The organism is Paenarthrobacter sp. NPDC089675 (assembly GCF_044749185.1).
GTDB lineage: Bacteria > Actinomycetota > Actinomycetes > Actinomycetales > Micrococcaceae > Arthrobacter.
Map to the genome: position 1 here is coordinate 70462 of NZ_JBIVHM010000012.1, position 19244 is coordinate 89705.

At 62.3% G+C, this 19244-nt stretch carries 18 protein-coding genes and 1 pseudogene; 13 read left to right on the forward strand and 6 right to left on the reverse strand.

Features of this window, described 5'->3' with window-relative positions; genetic code table 11:
- The first annotated feature begins 44 nt into the window (after positions 1-44).
- The 13 genes from ACIPY2_RS19955 to ACIPY2_RS20015 all read left to right on the forward strand — a co-directional run bounded on the left by ACIPY2_RS19955 (position 45) and on the right by ACIPY2_RS20015 (position 13451).
- Entirely contained in the window at positions 45-1568 is a 1524-nt protein-coding gene (locus tag ACIPY2_RS19955; protein WP_400268140.1) for a chromosome partitioning protein ParA, read from the forward strand.
- A 32-nt stretch (positions 1569-1600) separates the two neighbouring features.
- Positions 1601-2209, forward strand: a complete 609-nt coding sequence (locus tag ACIPY2_RS19960) for a DUF6668 family protein (RefSeq protein ID WP_400268141.1) — start codon at positions 1601-1603, stop codon at positions 2207-2209.
- A gap of 13 nt (positions 2210-2222) precedes the next feature.
- Complete coding sequence (locus ACIPY2_RS19965; RefSeq protein ID WP_400268142.1) at positions 2223-2492, forward strand: hypothetical protein; 270 nt, start codon at positions 2223-2225, stop codon at positions 2490-2492.
- 27 nt (positions 2493-2519) lie between these two features.
- Positions 2520-3260 (forward strand): hypothetical protein, encoded by a 741-nt coding sequence (locus ACIPY2_RS19970; RefSeq protein ID WP_400268143.1) that lies wholly within the window; start codon positions 2520-2522, stop codon positions 3258-3260.
- Between the two features lies 1 nt (position 3261).
- The gene (locus ACIPY2_RS19975; protein WP_400268144.1) at positions 3262-4575 is read left to right on the forward strand and encodes a hypothetical protein; all 1314 of its coding nucleotides are present in this window, start codon (positions 3262-3264) and stop codon (positions 4573-4575) included.
- Complete coding sequence (locus ACIPY2_RS19980) at positions 4562-6070, forward strand: SCO6880 family protein (protein WP_400268145.1); 1509 nt, start codon at positions 4562-4564, stop codon at positions 6068-6070. Before ACIPY2_RS19975 ends, ACIPY2_RS19980 begins: the two co-directional genes overlap by 14 nt.
- The gene (locus tag ACIPY2_RS19985) at positions 6070-7665 is read left to right on the forward strand and encodes an ATP/GTP-binding protein (RefSeq protein WP_400268146.1); all 1596 of its coding nucleotides are present in this window, start codon (positions 6070-6072) and stop codon (positions 7663-7665) included. Before ACIPY2_RS19980 ends, ACIPY2_RS19985 begins: the two co-directional genes overlap by 1 nt.
- Positions 7662-9431, forward strand: coding sequence for a TraM recognition domain-containing protein (locus ACIPY2_RS19990; protein WP_400268147.1), 1770 nt, complete (start codon positions 7662-7664; stop codon positions 9429-9431). Before ACIPY2_RS19985 ends, ACIPY2_RS19990 begins: the two co-directional genes overlap by 4 nt.
- 17 nt (positions 9432-9448) lie before the next feature.
- Positions 9449-9877 carry a DUF4913 domain-containing protein gene (locus ACIPY2_RS19995; protein WP_400268148.1) on the forward strand — a complete coding sequence of 143 codons (429 nt, stop codon included), beginning with the start codon at positions 9449-9451 and terminating at the stop codon, positions 9875-9877.
- Between the two features lie 102 nt (positions 9878-9979).
- Complete coding sequence (locus ACIPY2_RS20000; RefSeq protein ID WP_400268149.1) at positions 9980-11029, forward strand: YhcG family protein; 1050 nt, start codon at positions 9980-9982, stop codon at positions 11027-11029.
- Positions 11030-11459: 430 nt separating this feature from the next.
- A complete protein-coding gene (locus ACIPY2_RS20005; protein ID WP_400268150.1) occupies positions 11460-12212 on the forward strand; it encodes a nuclease-related domain-containing protein in 753 nt (250 codons plus the stop codon).
- 318 nt (positions 12213-12530) lie between these two features.
- Positions 12531-12893 (forward strand): response regulator transcription factor, encoded by a 363-nt coding sequence (locus tag ACIPY2_RS20010; RefSeq protein WP_400268151.1) that lies wholly within the window; start codon positions 12531-12533, stop codon positions 12891-12893.
- Between the two features lie 165 nt (positions 12894-13058).
- Positions 13059-13451: an STAS/SEC14 domain-containing protein gene (locus ACIPY2_RS20015; protein WP_400268152.1), complete on the forward strand. Its 393-nt coding sequence runs from the start codon at positions 13059-13061 to the stop codon at positions 13449-13451.
- 104 nt (positions 13452-13555) lie between these two features.
- Here ACIPY2_RS20015 and ACIPY2_RS20020 read toward each other — a convergent pair whose 3' ends face one another.
- From ACIPY2_RS20020 to ACIPY2_RS20045, 6 genes and pseudogenes are all read right to left on the reverse strand, one after another.
- A complete protein-coding gene (locus tag ACIPY2_RS20020) occupies positions 13556-14215 on the reverse strand; it encodes a PAS and ANTAR domain-containing protein (RefSeq protein ID WP_400268153.1) in 660 nt (219 codons plus the stop codon).
- A 267-nt stretch (positions 14216-14482) separates the two neighbouring features.
- Positions 14483-14785: a DUF4193 domain-containing protein gene (locus ACIPY2_RS20025; protein ID WP_400268154.1), complete on the reverse strand. Its 303-nt coding sequence runs from the start codon at positions 14783-14785 to the stop codon at positions 14483-14485.
- A 520-nt stretch (positions 14786-15305) separates the two neighbouring features.
- Complete coding sequence (locus ACIPY2_RS20030; RefSeq protein ID WP_400268155.1) at positions 15306-16964, reverse strand: thiamine pyrophosphate-binding protein; 1659 nt, start codon at positions 16962-16964, stop codon at positions 15306-15308.
- Positions 16965-17082: 118 nt separating this feature from the next.
- Positions 17083-17586: an Lrp/AsnC family transcriptional regulator gene (locus ACIPY2_RS20035; protein ID WP_400268156.1), complete on the reverse strand. Its 504-nt coding sequence runs from the start codon at positions 17584-17586 to the stop codon at positions 17083-17085.
- A 525-nt stretch (positions 17587-18111) separates the two neighbouring features.
- Entirely contained in the window at positions 18112-18825 is a 714-nt protein-coding gene (locus ACIPY2_RS20040) for a TetR/AcrR family transcriptional regulator (RefSeq protein WP_400268157.1), read from the reverse strand.
- A 209-nt stretch (positions 18826-19034) separates the two neighbouring features.
- Positions 19035-19244: pseudogene (locus tag ACIPY2_RS20045) on the reverse strand (hypothetical protein); the annotation flags it as partial.

Here is a 19244-nt window from a genome sequence, read left to right on the forward strand (position 1 = left end):
CGCCGACCCATTCTCACTTCACAGACACGTAAAGGAAGAAGTTCATGAGTACTGCATCAACTGAGGTCCTGGCCTTTCCCAACATCAGGGCCATCGTCCGCGACAACGGATCCGCCGAAGTCGTCGTCGCCGGTAGCTCCCGCCTCGTCCCCGACGGGGACACCCTGCAGGACCTCCGCAACAACGCCCTGGCCCTCATCGTTGGGGAAGCGCAAACGCTGAAACGTCCGGTGCGGGTCCAGATCGAGGACCCCGAAGGGCACGGCGAGCTGATCGTGCACCCGGACAACAAGATCGAGTCCGTCTCCTACGAACCCCGCCAGACCCGGCGCCGGGCACAGGCCCCGGCGACCACGCCCGGGACCGTGGCACCGGCTGTCATTGAGACCGTCCCCGTAGCGGCTCCTGAGCCGGTAGCCATTGCCGCGCAGTACTCGACAGTCGAAGAAAGGGCAGCGGCAGTGGACCGCCAGCCCTGGCCGCCCACTCCCGTGGAAGCCGAAGTAGCGACGGAGATCCAGATCGGCTCTGCTCCTGCCAGCTCAACCGCGAAACGGATCATCGATGCACAAGAACCCCAAGCAGCGGTGACCGGACCGGAGACACCGGCGACGCGGCGCAGCTTGAAGGAAACCTCGTTCCTGGTCAGCGCCCCGGTACTGGAACCGGCCACGCAGGGCTGGCGTGGGACACTGACCCGGCTGGGCTTCCGCATGGACCCCTCACAGGAGGAGCTATCCGAACGCGAAGATGTCCGCACAGTGAGCCAGCACTGGCCCGGCCCCCGGACCATCGCCGTGGTCAACCGCAAGGGCGGGGCCAACAAGACCCCCACCGTCGTGATGCTCTCAGCCATCCTTGCCCGCTACAGCGGCGCGGCCACCGTCGCGTGGGACAACAACGAATCCCAAGGCACCCTGGGCTGGCGCACGGAGAAGGGCGCGCATAACCGCAGCGTCCTGGACCTGATCGATTCCTCTACCGAACTGCTCTCGCCGTCGACGAACGCGGCAGAGATCGCCAAGTTCGTGCACCACCAGACGGCTGACAAGTTCGACGTGCTGCGCTCGGATGAGAACGAAGAAGGCGACCACGAGGTCACCGCCGAGGAAGTCGACATCGCGCACCAGGTGCTGACCCGTTACTACCGACTGGTGGTCATGGACTCCGGTAACACCGCGAGGGCTGCTAACTGGCGCAGGATGATCGACCACACCAACCAGCTCGTCGTTCCGGTCACCGCTATCGAAGACCGCGCGGAGGCCGCCCGGTTGACGCTGCAGACCCTCGAATCGCGTGGTGGCCACGACGCCGAGCTGGCACGCAACGCCGTCGTGATCGTCTCCGAATCCACCGACGCCAAGCGCAGCATGACCGGGGACGCCCTCAAACGGGCGAAAGCCGAGGCCCAGCGCATCGCGGACGGTTTCGAACCGTTCGTCGGCGCCGTCGTCCGGATCCCCTACGACCCGGCCCTGGTCAACGGCCCCATCCGTTACGAAGCTCTCCAGCCCGCCACCCAGCGGGCGTGGCTGGCCGCAGCGGCCGCCGTCGCCAAAGGCTTCTAGACACCACAACCGACTGAAGAAAGGAGGAAGCCATGCAACTCTCACTGAACCCCTGGATCACCAGCCCGGAAGAGAGCATCGACGAAGAAACACCTGACGTGCACGTACCGCCGGCGGCCGTGATCAGCACACCACTCAAAGGGATGGTCGAGCCCGACACCGCAGATCGTCTAGCCAGGCGCACCATGTCCGGTACAGCAGCGTTGTGGGTTGTCGGCAGCCACGGCGGGGCCGGTGAAAGCCGCACCGCTGACCTGATCGACGGGGCACGCCCCACAGGGCACTGCTGGCCCATCCTGCAGGACGGCTCCAAGCCCCGCGTGCTGCTGGTCTGCCGGGCCGACATGCGCGGCCTCACAACAGCTCAAAGCGCCCTGACCCAATGGGCATCAGGAGCCGCACCCGCTGTGGAGCTGCTCGGCCTCGCCGTCCTCGCGGACGCACCGGGAAAACCACCCAAAGCACTCCGCGACTTCACAGCCATCATCGGCGGCGGAGCGCCCCGCCTCTGGACCCTTCCCTGGGTCGAGGCATGGCGGCACGGCGACTCCACCACCACACCACCGGCCCGCGAATACCAACGCTTCATCACCGACGTAACCGCACTGGTTACTGAAACCAACCCAAGCACCAACCACTGAAAGGTCACACACCATGAACTCGATCACCGCAATCGCCACGAGCGTCATCCCCAACCCGACCCCCGTTGTTCCTCCGCAAGCCGGAGGACTCCTCACTGTCCTGAACTGGGCCTCCGGTATCGGCCTCGTCCTGGGTGTTCTCGGCGTCATCATCGTCGGCATCACCATGGTCATCCAGCTCCAGCGCGGCGAAGGCGCCCAGTCGATTGCCAAGCTCGGTTGGGTTCTGCTCGGCTGCATCATCATCACCGGTGCCGCCGGTATCGTCCGCGCCTTCGTCTAAGCCAGCACCAACAACGGGAGGTTCACTTTGAGCCAGTCAACAGAGAGCACCACCGAGGCCAATCCGTTCACCAAACCCGGTTTCATCATTGCTGCCGCATTGGTGGTCGCGCTGATCGCAACAGCCGTCGTGATCTTCCTCCTCCCCAAAGGACAAGGAAACGCTCAACCAGCCCCAACAGCATCCAGCAACTCCGCCACAGCCAGCCCCAGTGCTTCTACTGCCTCTGACAAGAGCGTCTGTGAGCTTCCTGCCAGCCAGGAAACAGCGCTTGGTACCGCACCCAAGTCCAAGTGGGAGCTTGTTGGAACCATGGCCGTTCCCACAGACCCCTCAAAGGCCGGCCCCGGAACTGTAGGCAAGGACGGCCTGAGGTCGTGCTTTGCACATTCGCCTACAGGGGCCCTCTACGCCACAGCTAACATCTGGGCTGCCTTGTTCAACGGGTACGCGAAGCAGGTGTATCTGGAGCTTTCAGCCGATAGCCCCACTCGGGATAAGGCCGTCAAAGCGATCAATGAAGGCAAGGAAGTCGGGGGCGGAAGCTCTCCTAAGCTGCAAATTGCCGGTTTCGCAGTCCACTCATACACGCCAAAAGATGCAGTCGTGGAATTGGCTTTCAAAACCGATGATGGGGGATACGGTGCACTCTCCACATCACTGCTCTGGGAAGACGGCGACTGGAAACTGGACATGCCCGCTGCAGGCGGAGGAACAGTTCGACAGATCAGTGACTTGAGTTCATTCATCCCCTGGGCCGGTGTCTAAGATGGCATGCGAATTTTGGGACCTGGGATGCAAAGCCAAGGAAGGCGCCGGTGAGGTCATCTCCGGGATCGCCGACGATGCGATCGCTAACCTCGCCAAGGCCATCATGGAGGGCATGAGCCAGATGGTGACCACTCTGTCCACTTTCTGGGTCTCAATGCCCACTGTGAACCTGACGAGTCAAGACGGTTCGACGGCAAGTCCCGTTGTTTCTGCTCTAAACAGTGAGCTAATGCCGTGGACACTGGCTCTGGCAGTCCTCGCCGTCATTCTTGGTGGCATCCGATTGATTTGGGAACAACGCGGGGCACCCCTAAAAGACCTGCTCCGCTCTCTCCTCACGCTCACCTTGGTGACCGGCCTGGGCTTAGGAGTAATTTCAATCCTCGTGATCGCAGCAGACGCTCTTTCTGCCGAGCTCATCAACCGCTCAACCAGTGGCAAGGGCTTCGCTGATTCCATGCAGCTGTTGGTGATGACGAACCAGACCGGCGTGGGGGTCTTTATCCTCATCGTTCTTGGTCTTATCGGCCTGCTTGCCTCCCTTGTCCAGATAGTTCTCATGGTTGTGCGCAGTGGCATGTTGGTGATCCTCGCGGGCATCCTGCCCACCACAGCCTCGTTCACCAACACGGAGATGGGCAAACAATGGTTTCAGAAGGCCGTGGGCTGGACCATCGCCTTCATCGCCTACAAACCCGCTGCCGCCATCGTCTACTCCGTCGCGTTCCTGCTCATGGGCAGGAGAGGCCAGGATGCCCTGATCAGTTCCATTACGGGTTTCACGTTGATGGTCGTGGCTCTGTTCGCTTTGCCCGCACTGATGCGTTTCGTGACACCGCTGGTTGCTGCCGTCGCCTCCGGAGGGGGTGGCGCAGGAGCTGGCGCCGTTGTGGGGGCCATTGCCACGGGTGCGGTCTCACTTGGCCGTGGCGGTAGTGGAAGGGGCAACGCTTCACCGACCCCGGCATCGTCAACAAGTACGACGAGCACGCAAATGGGCAGTTCGCCCAAGGGCAGTGATGGAACGCCCGGCCCTCGAGGCAGGGGAGGGCAGCCAACACCCGGTGCTACGGGACCAAGTGGAGCTGCTGGCATGGATGCAGCTGGCAAGGCAGGTATGGCCGGTGCCGGATCTGCTGGGGCGACAGCAGGTGCCGGTGATGGGGCGTCCGCAGCCGGTCGGGGAGCTGCGGCAGCTGGCCCGGCTGGTGTGGCTGTAGCTACAGGAGCAAGGGTGGCGTCCGCGACGTCGCAGGTAATCGAAAAGACCGCGCAGGATTCAACCGGGGAGGGCCCCAGTGGCAGCAATTAGCACCGAATACAAAGAACCGTCCTACGGAAACTGGCGCGTACCCCGCTCCGCCGGGCTGGCCAACCTCGGCGCGATCGGCACCGCTATCGTGTTCGCCGGGTTGTTGGCGGGCATTGTGAGCTTCGCTATTTGGGGCCTGTTCGTCGGCCTGGGCGTTCTTGCCTTTGCCGGTGTCAGCGCCTTGCTGCTGACAGTCAAGGACAAGCATGGCCAGTCCATCATTGACCGTGGCGGCACCCGGATCGCGTTCAAGATTTCCCGGTCCTCCGGAACGAACCTATACCGCTCCGGCCCGCTCGGCGTAACGCCGTGGGGCATGTACCAGCTCCCGGGTTTGGCTGCGAAGTCAACCCTGTACGAATTCACCGACTCCTACAAACGCCCATTCGCCATGCTCCACGTCCCAACGACGAGCCACTACACGGTCATCTTCTCCACCGAACCCGATGGTGCATCCTTGGTTGACCCTGAACAGGTCGATGCGTGGGTGGCGAACTGGGGCGGCTGGCTCGCCGCTCTGGCCGACGAAGCAGGGTTGGATTCAGCAGCCGTGACCGTCGAGACAGCACCGGACTCCGGGTACCGGCTGCGGAACGAAGTGCTGATGAACATCGCCCCAGACGCACCCGCCTTCGCCCGGGAAATGCTCCACGAAGTTGTCGAAACTTACCCAGAAGGATCAGCCACGGTCCGCGCCTGGGTGTCCTTGACGTTCAACGCCGCCATCCGTACAGGGGCGAAAAAGCGGACGCCGGAAGAAGTCGCCCGTGACCTGGCCTCCAGGATTCCCGGATTGTCGGCACGGTTGCAGTCCACCGGTGCCGGCATTGCCCGTCCGATGACGGCACAGGAGCTGTGCGAGGTCGTGAGGATCGCCTACGATCCTCCCGCAGCACTGATCATCGATGAAGCCCACGCCGCCGGGTCCCCGGTCTCCCTGACCTGGGGCGAGGTTGGCCCCACCGCGCACCAAGCCAACTGGGAGCACTACCGGCACGATTCGGCCTTCTCAGCCTCCTGGAGCATGACCGGCGCCCCGCGGGGCTCGGTGAACTCTTCGGTCCTGTCCCGGCTGCTGGCCCCACACGGAGACGTTGACCGCAAACGCGTCTCTCTGCTCTACCGGCCGATGGATTCGGCCCGTGCTGCCGCCGTAGTCGAGAGGGACCAGAACAACGCCAATGTCCGCATCACCTCCGGCACCCGCCCCTCAGCACGCGCCCTGGTCGATGCCCGGTCAGCGGCACAGACGGCACAGGAAGAAGCCCAAGGCGCAGGGCTGGTGAACTTCGGCATGGTCATCACCGCCACCGTGACCGACCGGGAACGCCTTTCCGATGCTGTGGCTGCGGTGGAACAGAGCTCCGGCAGCGCCAGGCTCTTGCTGCGCAAAGCGCACGGCTCGCAGGACACGGCGTTCGCCGCTTCCTTGCCTCTCGGCCTGGTGCTGCCCGAGCACAGCATGCTCCCATCCGAGATTAAGGACGCTCTGTAATGGCCCTCCCGAGACTCTTCACCCGTTCCTCGAAGCACAGCACTGCCCCGGCTAAGGCTGCGCCGAAGAGGGCTAAGAAGCAGCCGCGTGAGTCCGGTCCTGGTGCCCGTGGCTGGCCCGGACGCGGAGGGGGCATGGCCCAACTCGTGCCCTCCGTAAAGGAGTACCGGGGAACGACGGTTCAGGTCTGCGGCCTGTGGCCATTCTCCTCGGGCGCGTCCTCACCCATGATCGGTGTCCCGCTGGGACGGCATGAGGAAACCCAAGCCACGGTCTGCTGTGACCCGATCAGCTGGTTCCAGCGCGCCCGCCTGATCTCCAACCCCTCCGCCTTCATCCTCGGAAAACCCGGTTTGGGGAAGTCCACGGTAGTGCGGCGCATGTTCATCGGCCTCTCCGGCCAGGGCGTTCACCCCCTGATCCTCGGTGACCTCAAAGGCGAGCACGTCAAAGCCGTCCGGGCGCTCGGCGGGCAAGTCATCCGCCTCGGTCGCGGCGTCGGGTACCTGAACATCCTTGACCCCGGCCAAGCCGTTGAAGCAGCCCAGCTCCTGGAAGACAGCGGCCACCACGAGGACGCGGCACGGGTCCGTGCCGACGCGCACGGCCGCCGCCTGACCATGGTCGTCTCGCTGATCACGATCAGCCGGAACAACCCGCCGACCGACCAGGAACAAACGATCCTGGACCGGGCCTTGCGGGTCCTCGATGACCGGTTCGACGGCGTCCCGGTGTTGAAAGACCTGCTAGATGTCATCGTCCTGGCCCCTGACGAGCTGCGACAGGTCGCACTGGACCGTGGCGACATGAACATCTACCTGCAGGAAACCCGGGCCTTGGAAGCAACCCTGCTCGGTTTGACCGGCGGCGGAAAGCTGGGCGAAATCTTCTCCCGCCAGACCAGCGAGCCGATGAAGCGCGACCGCGCCGTGGTCTTCGATGTCTCCAGCATTGACGAGACCGAATCCGATCTGCAGGCCGCCGCCCTGCTGGCCTGCTGGTCCTACGGGTTCGGCACGGTCAACGTCGCCAACGCCCTCGCCGACGCCGGTCTGGAACCGCGACGAAACTACTTCGTCGTCCTGGACGAGCTGTGGCGGGCGCTGCGCGCCGGCAAGGGAATGGTCGACCGCGTGGACGCACTGACCCGGCTGAACCGCTCCGTCGGTGTCGGGCAGATCATGATCTCCCACACCATGTCCGACCTGCTGGCCCTGCCTACAGAAGAGGACCGGATGAAGGCACGCGGCTTCGTAGAACGCTCCGGAATGGTGATCTGCGGCGGCCTCCCCGCCTCCGAAATGCCACAGCTGACCTCGGCCATTCCGCTGTCCCGGCAGGAACAGCAGAAACTCATCGGCTGGCAGGACCCGCCCGCGTGGGACTCACGCGGGGCCGACGTCGAACCGCCGGGCCGGGGCAAGTTCCTCATCAAGGTCGGTGGCCGTCCCGGGATCCCGGTCCAGGTCGGCCTCACGTCCCTGGAGAAGGGCCCGGAAGGCGTCAACGACACGGAGGGCAAATGGCACGCGGCCCCGGAAACCCTGCTCGAATCGGCAGCTCCAGTTCTGCCCAGTGAAGGAGGTACACAGTGAGTGCACCGAACCGTAAAGGGATCGGTCTGGGCGATGCCCTGCTGGTCTGGCTGGCCATCGGCTTCATCGTCGTCTTCGTCGGAGGCACCTACGCCGCCTTGCACCTTGGATCGTGGATGGCAGGGATCGACGCTCCACCGGCCCACCCAATTGATCTGATCGCCGGCCTGATCAAAGGCCGGGTGCCGTGGCCGACCGAAGCCACGGTCGCTGCCTGCCTGATGGCCGGTGTTGTGCTGGCCCTGGCCATCGTCGTGCTCGTCGCGTGGAGGAAGGGTGCGTCCAAGCGCGCCCGGGTCGATAAGGCCGCCCGCTACCTCGGACGCGGCAAAGCACTGCATGCGTTCTCGGAAAAGGGAGCTAAAGTGACCGCCGAGCGCCTGGGCGTCACGGACACTCCCGGCATCGTGGTGGGCAAGGTCGTCTCCACGGGGCAGAAGTTCATCCAGTCCTGGGAAGACCTCAGCCTCGATATCTGGGGACCCCGTACCGGTAAATCGACCTCACGGGTCATGCCCGCCATTCTGGACGCACCTGGTGCTGTGGTCTCGACCTCGAACAAGCGCGACGTCGTGGACGGCACCCGGGGCGTCCGCGAGAAGACGGCCCCGGTGTGGGTGTTCGATCCGCAGAAAATCGCCCAGGAAGAACCGGACTGGTGGTGGAACCCGCTCTCCTACGTCACCGACGAAGAGAAGGCCTACAAACTCACCCAGCACTTCTCCGTTGGTTCACGCGTCCCCGGCTCCAAACCTGACGCTTACTTCGATCCCAAAGCCGAAGACATTCTGTCCTCGTACTTCCTCGCGGCCGCGCTCGGAAGCCTGCCCATCACGCAGGTGTACATCTGGGTGACAGAGCAGGTTAACCGGGAACCAATCAACATCCTGAAACAGCACGATTACGAGCTGCAGTACAAGGGGCTGGAGTCCACACTGGAGCTGGCTGACAAGCAGCGCGACGGTATCTTTGGCACGGCCGAGAAGATGATCCAGTGCCTCAAGAGCCGGAACACGCTGCGGTGGGTCGCCCCAATCGGTGGTGGAACGGTGGCCGCGGATCCCCGCCGGCAGTTCGATCCGCATGCTTTCGCCGCTTCGCAGGAGACGATCTACATCCTCTCCAAGGAAGGGGCCGGCTCCGCCGCGCCCCTCACCACTGCCCTGACGGTGGCCATCGCTGAGGCCATGGAAGAACGCGCAGAACGTTCCGGCGGCCGGCTCCCCAAGCCAGCACTATTCGCTCTCGATGAGCTGGCCAACGTCGTCCGCTGGGCCGGGCTGCCGGACCAGTTCAGCCACTACGGCTCCAAGGGCCTGATCGTCATGGGGATCCTGCAGTCCTGGTCCCAAGGCGTCGAGTTATGGGGCGAGGCGAACATGCGGAAGATCTGGTCCGCGGCGAACGTGAAGGTCTACGGCGGCGGTGTAGCAGAAGAAGGCTTCCTCCGTGCCCTTTCGGACCTGATCGGGGACTACAGCTACATCAACGTCTCCACGTCCTCCGGCAAGTCCGGTTCAAGCCGCTCCCGCCAAGAGGGCAAGGAACGCATCTTCGACATCTCCAACCTCGCCGAACTGGACCGCGGCCGCGCCGTCGTCCTCGCCTCCGGCGCACCCGCCACCCTCGTCCGGACCATGCCCTGGTACACCGGGCCTCACAAGGAAGCCGTGGAGGCATCCATCAAGAAGTACAGCCCCCGGCCCGAAGAACCCGCTGTCCCGGTCCCGGCCGCTCCGGCAAGCAATCCCTGGGTCACGAAATAGGAAAGGCTGCCCCACACATGGCAACTGAGTTTGACCTCTACGACACGGACACACCGGCACCGGCTAAGGCTGACCAGGGTGCGGAGAAAGAACCGGAGCTCGTCTACGGCTCGGCCGAAGAATTCCTCCATGAGCAGCTGCTGCCCACCTATGTCCGCAGCGTCACCGGAAAGTCCGCCAAGTGGTGCATCGAATGGTACTTCCACCCGGAGGCCATCTCACGCGTAGCGGCTCTGTGGCGTTCATGGGAGCATCTGCGTCTGGATCCGGCCACCGGCATGAGTGTCTGGTTGAGAGACCATGCAGACCACCACATGCGCGTCCTTCTGGACCCACAAGGACCGTTCTACAACTGCGACATGAAAGAACACCGCCAACCAGAACACCTCGAACCTAAGAAGGCGCCACACGGGTGGTTCCCCGACGTCCGAAGCATCCAGCCATGAAACCGGTCAACATGTTCTACTCCGAGAGCCCAAGGCAAACGAGATGAGACTCCCAATAGTGCCACAGCCTGTGGCACTATTGCCGCTCGATAGGGTGGGGACATGACTTCTTCAGAAATTGACCTCCCCGCAGGCTATGACCAGTTGCTGGAGTCCCTGAAGAACCGGGTACATGGTGCAAGAACCCGCGCCCAGCGAACCGTCAACACTCTGCTTATCGAACTCTACTGGTCCCTCGGCCGCGACATCCTCGCCCGGCAGGAACAACAAAGGTGGGGGAGCGGTGTGCTGAACCGGCTGGCCGCTGACCTCCGGATCGCTTTCCCGGACATGAAAGGCCTCTCCTACCGCAACCTCCAATACATGACGGCGATGGTGCGGGCCTGGGACAACGCAACAAATGTGCCACAGGCTGTGGCACATTTGCCGTGGGGCCACATCCGCACGATTCTCGACAAAGCCACCACCGCCGAAGAGCGCAACTGGTACGCCGCGGCGGCCTTGGAATACGGCTGGTCACGGAACGTGCTGCTAAACATGATGATGAACCGGTCGATGGAACGCACCGGTGCTGCGCCGTCGAACTTCACCCGCCAACTCGCCTCCCCGGACTCGGAACTGGCCCAGCAGATGGCCAAGGACCCCTACAACTTCGAGTTCCTTGGACTCTCCGGGGAAGTCGCCGAACGCGAACTCGAAAACGCACTCACCAACAGGATCACCGAAACCATGCAAGAACTCGGACCAGGATTTTCATTCGTCGGCAGACAGGTCCACTTCGACGTCGACGGGGACGACTACTACGTCGACCTGCTGTTCTTCCATATCGAACAGCTTCGCTACGTCGTCATCGAGCTGAAAACCGGGCGATTCCGCCCCGAGTACGCCGGCAAGCTCAACTTCTATGTCGCACTGGTCGATGATGTCCTCCGACGCGACTATCACAACGAAACCATCGGCATCCTGATCTGCGGCACCAAGAACGACCGCAGCGTCCGCTACAGCCTCGGCCGGTCCACCTCTCCCATGGCAGTCGCCGCCTACACCTACGACAAACTCCCCGCCGCCGAACAAGAAGCCCTCCCCACCGAAGGACACCTCGTCGCCGCCCTCGACTGGGCCGAACCGGACGACGAGAATAAACCCGAATAGCCAACCCGGCATAAGAGTGCAAAGAACTTTGGACTCTTATCCCAGCGTGTCCAGCGGAGCAATCGTCCAGACACTTCCTGGAGAATTAGGCGCCAGGCGTGGCAAGCCCATCTATCCGTAGGGTTTCGCCGAGTCCTGACAAACCACAATCTCGCAACAGTTCCCCACACCTTGGCTGATGGGCATGTAACTGCTGGACCTTGTGGCCTAGAGCGACGCACGGGGTTTGCGCAACGGCTTGCGGCGCAGATTTCTGGGCTGGACCAAAGCACCAAGACCTTGGGGCCTGGTTTCGGCACAGCCGGTCTGCCATCATTTCGCTCAAGCATCCGTACGGATTCATGGCAGGGAGACGACTGTGGCTGAGAACGGAACCGGCCAAGATGACCCGCACCCGACATCGACTGCGCGTTGGAGTCTGAAACAACGGATGCCCGGACAGGGTGTGATCGAGCATCTGTTGGCGCTGCAACGACAACAGCGGCCCCGGCCCTTCATACACAAGATCTTCGGAGTAGATCCACTCCCAGCTGGCAGTCACTCCTGGTACAAAGGCGCTCTGGGCGAAATCGCCATTGGATACCTCCTCACGGCCCTCGGTCCGGACTGGACCGTGCTGCACGCCGTTCCCGTCGGCGCCGAAACCACCGACATAGACCATGTCCTCATCGGCCCTTCAGGTGTGTTCACCATCAACACCAAAAACCACAGTGGCCAGAGTGTCTGGGTTGCAGGGCACGTGATGATGGTGGCCGGCAGGAAACAACGCCACCTCCACAACGCACGCTACGAGGCCACCCGCGCGGCGAACCTGCTCGGACGTCAGGTACGCGCGACGGTTCCAGTCACCGCCGTCATCGTCATCCGGAACCCCAAGTCCCTGACCATAAGGGACCAACCCATCGGCGCAGCAGTCCTCACCGAGCAGCAATTGATTCCATGGCTCAAATCCCGCCCCGTCATCCTCAATCCCAAGCAGGTCGAACTCCTCGTCGCAGCCGCCGAAAAGCCAAACACCTGGCACCGCCACCCACAACAAGCCACGGACCCGGTCCTCGTGCGCAACAGATTCTCAGACCTTCAAAAGAGCATCAACCGGTCCCGGGCAATACGTGGGGCATGGGTGCTCGGCTTACTGTTCACAGTGCCGATACTGATGCTGGCACGACTAACCGGGTACTAAGAAGACACCTGATGCTCTTAGCGCCACGGTCTCCTGAAAACTGCGGCCAGCAGGGTTCCACGGCAGGCAGACCGCCCGATCAGGACGTCGTGACCGATTTGGGGGTGCCCCTTGATGGAATCTTGAGGAGCAGCTGGCATCGTTGAGGGGTCTCGCGTTAAGCATGGGCGGGCTGGGTGACCCGTTCTGCAGTGTGCGGGCCCCAGATTCCCAGGGTCGGGTTCGACCGGGTATCCAAAGATGCCCCAAATACGTACTTGGCACCGTTCGTGAGTTGAGTACCCGATATTCGGGGGAGCAGGGCTTGAGGAGGAGCTCTTGTCGTCGCGGGGGTTGTCCCTGGTTATCGAAGACGATCAGGACATCAGTGAGTTGATTGCGCTGATCCTCAATGGTGCCGGATTTGATGTGGAGCCTGTTGCCAGTGGTGTCGAAGGGCTGCGGGCCGCTGCTGTTCTGCAACCTGATCTGATCACCCTGGATGTGGGTCTGCCTGATATGGACGGTCGAGATGTGGCGCGCGGACTTCTCATCGTTTGCACGGCCCCGATCATCATGATCACCGCGCACGCCGGGGTTGATATGGAGCTCGAAGGCATGGCCGCGGGAGCGATTGCCCATCTGGTCAAGCCCTTCCGGCCGGCGGAGTTACGCGCCCTCGCTGACCGGCTGTGCCCGTGATGCCGGCACCCCGCAACGGGGAGGTGCCTCTGTTTGCCGGGAACTGGTCCCGAGTCGAAGACTTCTTCCGCCGCGGCCAAGTTCCCGTTCTGTGGCATGTCGTTCTATCGTCTGCTCGCAGCGGTGGCTAGTCTGGGCCTCACTAAACGTTGGGGGAGGCGGGCTATGAATCAGGTCGCGGTTGGTGGAGGCAAGGGCACCTTGAAGCTCACGGATGCGGGTGTTCTTCACCTGGTGTGGAATCCCGGCACCGTTCTGGAAGCCGCTGATGTCCAGGATGCGATGGCGTCAATCAATAAGGTGGCCGCCGAGGCCGAGTACCCGATGTTAATCGACATCACGCACACCAGAGAGGTGACCCGACGCGCCAAGTCCGTTTTCAGCACCAAGTGCGCTGCTTCACGGATCGCATTGATCGGGTCCAGCCCGGTCAGCCGCGTCATCGCCAACTTCGCCATGGCGCGACGAACCATGCCGTGCCCCACCAGGTTCTTCAACTCCCGCGCCGAGGCCATGGACTGGCTCCTCCAGAAACCCCAGGCACGGCCCACTTCATAAGCCACAAATGGCTGCGCCACCTAGAAACGACGACCACTGACATGCCCGTTCTCACGCAGAATGCCAGAGATGACGCGCGAACCAGCCACGAACGCCGGGGCTCATCACTCCGGAGGACGGGCTGCGCCGTTGGCGTTTGTTGTCGACGGGGACCAGCGTTTCAGGACGGCGTGGATGCGGCCTTTCTCGGCTGCCGCGACCAGTCCGGCAGCAACGACGGCGACTTTCGTGTTGGTGTTTTGGCTGAACTGTGAGATGCGTTCGAAGGCCTCGGCAGGGCTGATGTTGAAGTACCCCATCAGGATGCCTTTGGCTTGCTCGATGACTCCGCGAGAGGCGTACGCGTTGACCAGTGCCGAGGCTGCGGCGTGGCCGCTTTCAATCGCGATGGCCCGGGTCAGGTCGATCGAAAGACCGTGGATGGCGATGACCTTCCCTGCCTCGTCCCTGTCGGTTTCAGCCACGGTCAAGACCCGGTGCTCTTTCCCTTTGCTGTCGATAATGCGGTGGAAGTTCGAGCCTTGCCCTCCATCGCGGGAGAGGGTACTGATGAGTTGCCGGGTAGCGTCGCGGTCCTCCGGGTGTTTGTGCGCGATCACGAGCTCGGCTGTAGGAACGACTTCACCCCGGGTGTATCCATGCATGCGGAACAGCCCCTCTGACCAGGTACTGATCCCCGTTTCCAGGGACAGGCTGAAAGATCCCGTGGGACACACTTCCCCCTCCGGAAGGGGGAAACCATACGAGATACGTTCCTCTGACACCAGACCTACTCCCTGACTCTCGGAGGGCCACCGCTGGCCTTCCCCTGATGCTAACCCGCTGACGGGGGTGGCCGCGGCACAGGCAGCCCCCGTCAGTCGGAAGGGATCGTCAGTTTGGGCTGGAGTCGCTGCATTTCGGGGCAACGGAACGGGGCAGACTGATTAGCCGTCCCGACAAATGAACTGTATGCGCTAGCGGACAATGTCTCTCCCAACCCATGAACGTCAATCGCGCGGGCAGGTCATGATTGAGCTCCCCTTGGGAGCTCAATCGGCTGCGCACTCAGTGCAGATCGGGTGGCCATCTCGTTCATAGGCGATTTGGGAACGGTGACGGACCAGAAAGCAGGAGTAGCAGGTGAACTCGTCCTGTCCCTGGGGCACGACATTGATCACGAGCTCCTCGGCCACGATCTCACCACCAGGGGCGCTGCCGTCAAAGTCATCCGTTTCTTCGACATCTTGAACAGCACTGAGCGCATTGGGGCCTTTGGCGCTTTGAGCCGCCTCGAGAGACTGTTCCTGCGCCTCCTTCACGTCAGGGCGCAGATCGTCGTAGTCGGTAGCCATCTGTTCCTCTTTTCCAAGACTCCTCGACGCCGTGCTGCCGCAGGAAGACGTTCCAAGTGACGGTTCCTGCCACGCGTCGTGCGCCACATCATAAGCACAACGAAACTGAAAGTACCCGGAGACGCCATCACTGAGGTCGGGACGATTTGGCCCCTGCCGTCGCGCTTCTTCAGAGAACCTTTCCGTTTCGGCCACACGATTCACCGGCCGGCCACACTCAATACATAGAGACGTCTACACGCACGCCCCTCATAAGTGTCAGGTTGGGATCTATGACTCCCACCAAATGCTGCCTGGAAAAGCTCTTCGGCACCCTATCCTGACGCCTTCCGGCAACCATCTGACGTCAGGTTGGGGTGTACCTCATTCTGACGCCTTGATGGGTGGCTTTTGCAGCTGAGATCGACGCGACACTCTTGCCAACACGAGAAGGCTCCACCATTTGATGTTCATTTGGCTCAGTGGACAGACACATATGCACTGTCTCTCTTCAGCAGTACTTTTTGATGCCGCCGGCGGTCTATCTGGGCACTTCGGCTTTCGGCGCGCGCGTTGCGTTCATCCACTCGCTCAGCCAGGGTGCCCGGACCGTGGAGGTGATTCGGCAGTCGGCCACGAACGTTCCGTGGGCTCCCGCGACTATCCAGTCTTTGAGCAAGGATAGGTCGTCCAGCGAGCGGATGATTGCTGACTCCGCTCCTAAGGCCCGGGCAACACTGCTAAAGTCCACCTCCGGAATCAGCATCGGCTTCTCGTTCAGCCCCTGCGACCCGTATTGGTGGATCTCGGCCCCATACGCGGCGTCGTTGTAGATCACCACAATCGCGCTGCGGGCGGCACCAATTAGCGATTCCAGATCGGACAGGCCCATCAGGAACCCACCGTCACCCGATGCCAGTACCAGTGTCCGGTCACCTTCCACCGCGCGGGCCGCTCCGACCGCACTTGCCAGACCCAGGCCGATAGTCTGGAAGGCGGTGCCCACCATTACCAAGTCCTGCGGCCTCGGGATGTTCCAGTACATGGGTGCCCAGCCGATGAAGTGCCCCCCGTCCTGCACCACCGTTCGACGTGCTGGCAGCACTGCGTCCAAAGCAGACGCCAGTGCGCGCGGGTCCATCCGGCCGTCCACGGTCTCAGCACACCCGGCAGCGTGGCCAGGTCCGACGGCCACGCGCTGGGCGGCCGCAGCACGCCACACCCCAGCGGCAGCATCAGGCTCTACAAGCGACAAGAGCACCGAAGCAGCAGCTTTGGCATCAGAACGAACATACAAATCCACCCGCGGATGAGTTGGCTCCAGTGCAGTGTCGACTTGAATAACGGTTGCATCCGGGTCCAGCAGGTGCCCAAACCTCATAGTAAAGGGGCTCAGGCTCGCGCCGGCCACCAATACCACGTCGGCCTGGCCCATGAATCCGGCCGCCGCGTCGGTGCCGAAGCCGCCAGCCACGCCTAGGTACCCCTCGCCATTGAGGAGGTTGAACGCCAAAGCAGTTGTGGCGGTCAGTGCGCCCAGCCGGTCGGCGAGGTCACGAAGCGCCGGCCCGGCACCGGCGAGGTGAGCACCCCGGCCGGCCAGGATCATAGGCCGCCTGGCGCCAGAGAGTAGACGGGCAACCTGCTCTAAGCCGGCGTCGACGTCGTCCGTTGCCTTGGGCACCGACGGCTCCGGGAGGTCCTCATCCGCAGCCTCGACTGCGGCAATATCGTAAGGGATTGCAAGTACGACGGCGGTGCGTCGGGTAAGTGCGTATTCCACCGCTTGTCGGGTGACTGCGCCCGCGGCATCGCGGGTGACGGTGAAGGTGGCCGCGCCAAGGCCGGCGGCCATTGAGGCCTGGTCCACATCCCAAGGCCGGGCGCCGCTGGTGGGCGCATCACCCGTGACCAGCACGGCAGGGACCTGCGCCTGGACCGCCTCGGCCAGGGCGGTGAGCGCGTTGGTGTAGCCAGGGCCGTAGGTGGTGGTGCCCGCGGCGAGCCGTCCCGAGGCCCGATAGTAGGCGTCGGCCGCAGCGATGGCGGCGCCTTCGTGGCGAACGGCTGTGAAGCGGAGTCCCTGTTTCTCGGCGGCGTCTAGGAAGTAGACGTTGCCGTTGCCCATGACGCCGAAGACATCGCTGACGTAGCTGCTGAGAACCTGCGCTACACGGCCGGAAACAGTGATTGAAGTCATGCAGGAATCCTGCGACACGGTGCGAGATTGAGCAACTGAGCCATGTCTGCATGGTATTTTTGGCATTATATAAGTGAAAAACTGCCAAAACGCCAACGGAGTACATGCTCTGATCCGCTTAGCCTGTGGCTGCGGATTCCTCCATGGATAGTCGCTTAATCAGCCCGTCGTAGCGGTGAGGCATGAGTTCCAGGATGGAGATCGCGGTGCTGGTCCGCTCAATTCCCTCGACCTCCAGGATCTCGTTGGTGATGCGGTAGAGGTCGGCCGTGCTGCGGGCCACCACCTTGGCCATCAGGTCCGCGTCGCCCGTGGTGGCGTGAACCTCAATTACTTCCGGGATGGCTACGAGCCCGCGTTGTACCGAGCCCGGCTGCGTCTGACTGATGGACAGCGAGAGGAAGGCCACCAGTTCATAACCCAGCGCTGCCGGGTCCAGCCTGCGGCTGAAGGAACGAAGCGCGCCGCTGCGCTCCAACCGCGCCAGTCGCGCGTGGACGGTGTTGCGTGCGACGCCGAGCGTTCGGGAGAGTGCCAGGGCGCTGGCCTCAGGGTCCTTGTCCAAGGCAAGGATGATCCTCCCGTCGAGCGAATCAAGGGTGCGTGGGTTCGCGATGGTCATATCTTCACCAGAGGTAGTAGAAGGTGGGCAGAAGTCCTGACCACCAGAGCCTATCTTGCATCGTCGTCCGGCCCTGTGGAGCGTGTAACCTTGCACCCGCCAAGAATCAGCCGGCAATTGTTGTCTCTGCTACCGACGGCATGGGTCGAGTCGGCTTGTGGGTTATGCGTGCAACCACAGTGAACGCAGTTCGCGATGTGGTCCAGAGGAAGGGTCGGGTCCTCAGCCTTGAAATATTTTGCGGTCGGCCTCCAGCGGACCTCCACCCAACGAACGGTCCTCCAGGTACTGAGCGGGAGGTTTCTCCGACATGCAGTTGCCACTCGCCTACAACAAAGCGGCGGCCATCTTCAATTGATGTCAGCCGAGCACGGGACAGGGGTGCTCCCGTTGGAGCCGTCCCGTAGCAGCCTTCTACGGCGGATGGCGTTCTCAGTCGACTACAGTTCGCCGACGGAACGCCCGCTCGCCTGAATTTCAAAGTCACAGCGCTGGGACGAATCTGGCTGCCCTGTAAGCCTTGGGCTATCGGCTTTCCGAGGCGAGGCCCTTGATACCTTGAATGACCATGGTTATCACGGCATCGAAACTGCTATTGAGAGGATTGCTTACCCCGTCTGCCCAGCGAACCATGAACGCCTGGTTGCGGATGGCCTCCAGATTGCCCGTGACCGCGGGGAAAAGGTTTTTGTTCAGTTGGCTAATTTCGCTGTCAAAACGAGTCTCCGACTCGCTTTGCGAACTGGCCGAGTTGGACAGTTCCAAGGAAACCCACCCGATAAGGCATCCAATGAAAGCGTTGTAGGAATGCAAAAGACGCTGATCCCGGAGGCCGGCATCGGTCAGTACCCGCAGGATCCGCTCAACGAAGGGCAACGCGGGCGGAGATACAGTCAGCTGATTGCCGATTATGGGCGCCAAATTGGGGTGCTGACGCAGTTGGTTTCTCCAGCGATGTGCGGTCTCATACAACCACTCGTCCCAGGTCATGGCCCTGTCGTCCGGAAGTTCCAGGTCGTCGAACAGCAACGCGGCGGTTGCTTCGAGGAGCATGCTCTTTGTGCCAACATGCCAAGTGACCGCTGTCGGATATACACCAAGAACGTCGGCGATCCGGCGGATCGAGAGTGCGCTAAGCCCCTGCTCATCCACCACTTGGAGGGCAATGCGCAGAATTTGTTGTCTAGAAAGGGACGTAGGCTGCTCATCGCGGTCTAGCTTGGTAGCTTCTGCTCGCATCGGACTCACGCTATATCTCAATTCTGAGGTTTCTCTACTGCGGTGTTTGGTCCCGTTCCTTCTGTTCAGAAAACAAGACCACTTGTCTTCCCCGCCCACGCTACGCAGCACGGCCGGGGAAGACAAGTTATCGGGGATTATGCAGCGTCCGTGTCACCTGTCACGGTGACGGTCAGAGGCGGTACCACGGACACTGGACCTCTGGGGTTTTATTGTCGTCCGATGAGGGCGTAGGTGTCGGGTTTGTTGCGTTTGAGGATGAGCGCGGTGATGATGCCGGCGATGACGAGGCCGTAGAAGTAGCTCAGGAGGATGAAGACTGCGGGGCCTGTGTTGCCGAAGAGTGCTTCGAGGTTGGTTGTTGCGATGGCCAGGGTGAGTCCGATGCCGATGAGGGCTGCTGCTGGGGCGATGACGCG

Bases quoted from the DNA above. Each gene is read 5' to 3' on its own strand.
- ACIPY2_RS19955 (WP_400268140.1), top strand. From the start codon at position 45: ATGAGTACTGCATCAACTGAGGTCCTGGCCTTTCCCAACATCAGGGCC.
- ACIPY2_RS19960 (WP_400268141.1), top strand. From the start codon at position 1,601: ATGCAACTCTCACTGAACCCCTGGATCACCAGCCCGGAAGAGAGCATC.
- ACIPY2_RS19965 (WP_400268142.1), top strand. From the start codon at position 2,223: ATGAACTCGATCACCGCAATCGCCACGAGCGTCATCCCCAACCCGACC.
- ACIPY2_RS19975 (WP_400268144.1), top strand. From the start codon at position 3,262: ATGGCATGCGAATTTTGGGACCTGGGATGCAAAGCCAAGGAAGGCGCC.
- ACIPY2_RS19985 (WP_400268146.1), top strand. From the start codon at position 6,070: ATGGCCCTCCCGAGACTCTTCACCCGTTCCTCGAAGCACAGCACTGCC.
- ACIPY2_RS19995 (WP_400268148.1), top strand. From the start codon at position 9,449: ATGGCAACTGAGTTTGACCTCTACGACACGGACACACCGGCACCGGCT.
- ACIPY2_RS20000 (WP_400268149.1), top strand. From the start codon at position 9,980: ATGACTTCTTCAGAAATTGACCTCCCCGCAGGCTATGACCAGTTGCTG.
- ACIPY2_RS20005 (WP_400268150.1), top strand. From the start codon at position 11,460: ATGCCCGGACAGGGTGTGATCGAGCATCTGTTGGCGCTGCAACGACAA.
- ACIPY2_RS20015 (WP_400268152.1), top strand. From the start codon at position 13,059: ATGAATCAGGTCGCGGTTGGTGGAGGCAAGGGCACCTTGAAGCTCACG.
- ACIPY2_RS20025 (WP_400268154.1), bottom strand. From the start codon at position 14,785: ATGGCTACCGACTACGACGATCTGCGCCCTGACGTGAAGGAGGCGCAG.
- ACIPY2_RS20030 (WP_400268155.1), bottom strand. From the start codon at position 16,964: ATGACTTCAATCACTGTTTCCGGCCGTGTAGCGCAGGTTCTCAGCAGC.
- ACIPY2_RS20035 (WP_400268156.1), bottom strand. From the start codon at position 17,586: ATGACCATCGCGAACCCACGCACCCTTGATTCGCTCGACGGGAGGATC.
- ACIPY2_RS20040 (WP_400268157.1), bottom strand. From the start codon at position 18,825: ATGCGAGCAGAAGCTACCAAGCTAGACCGCGATGAGCAGCCTACGTCC.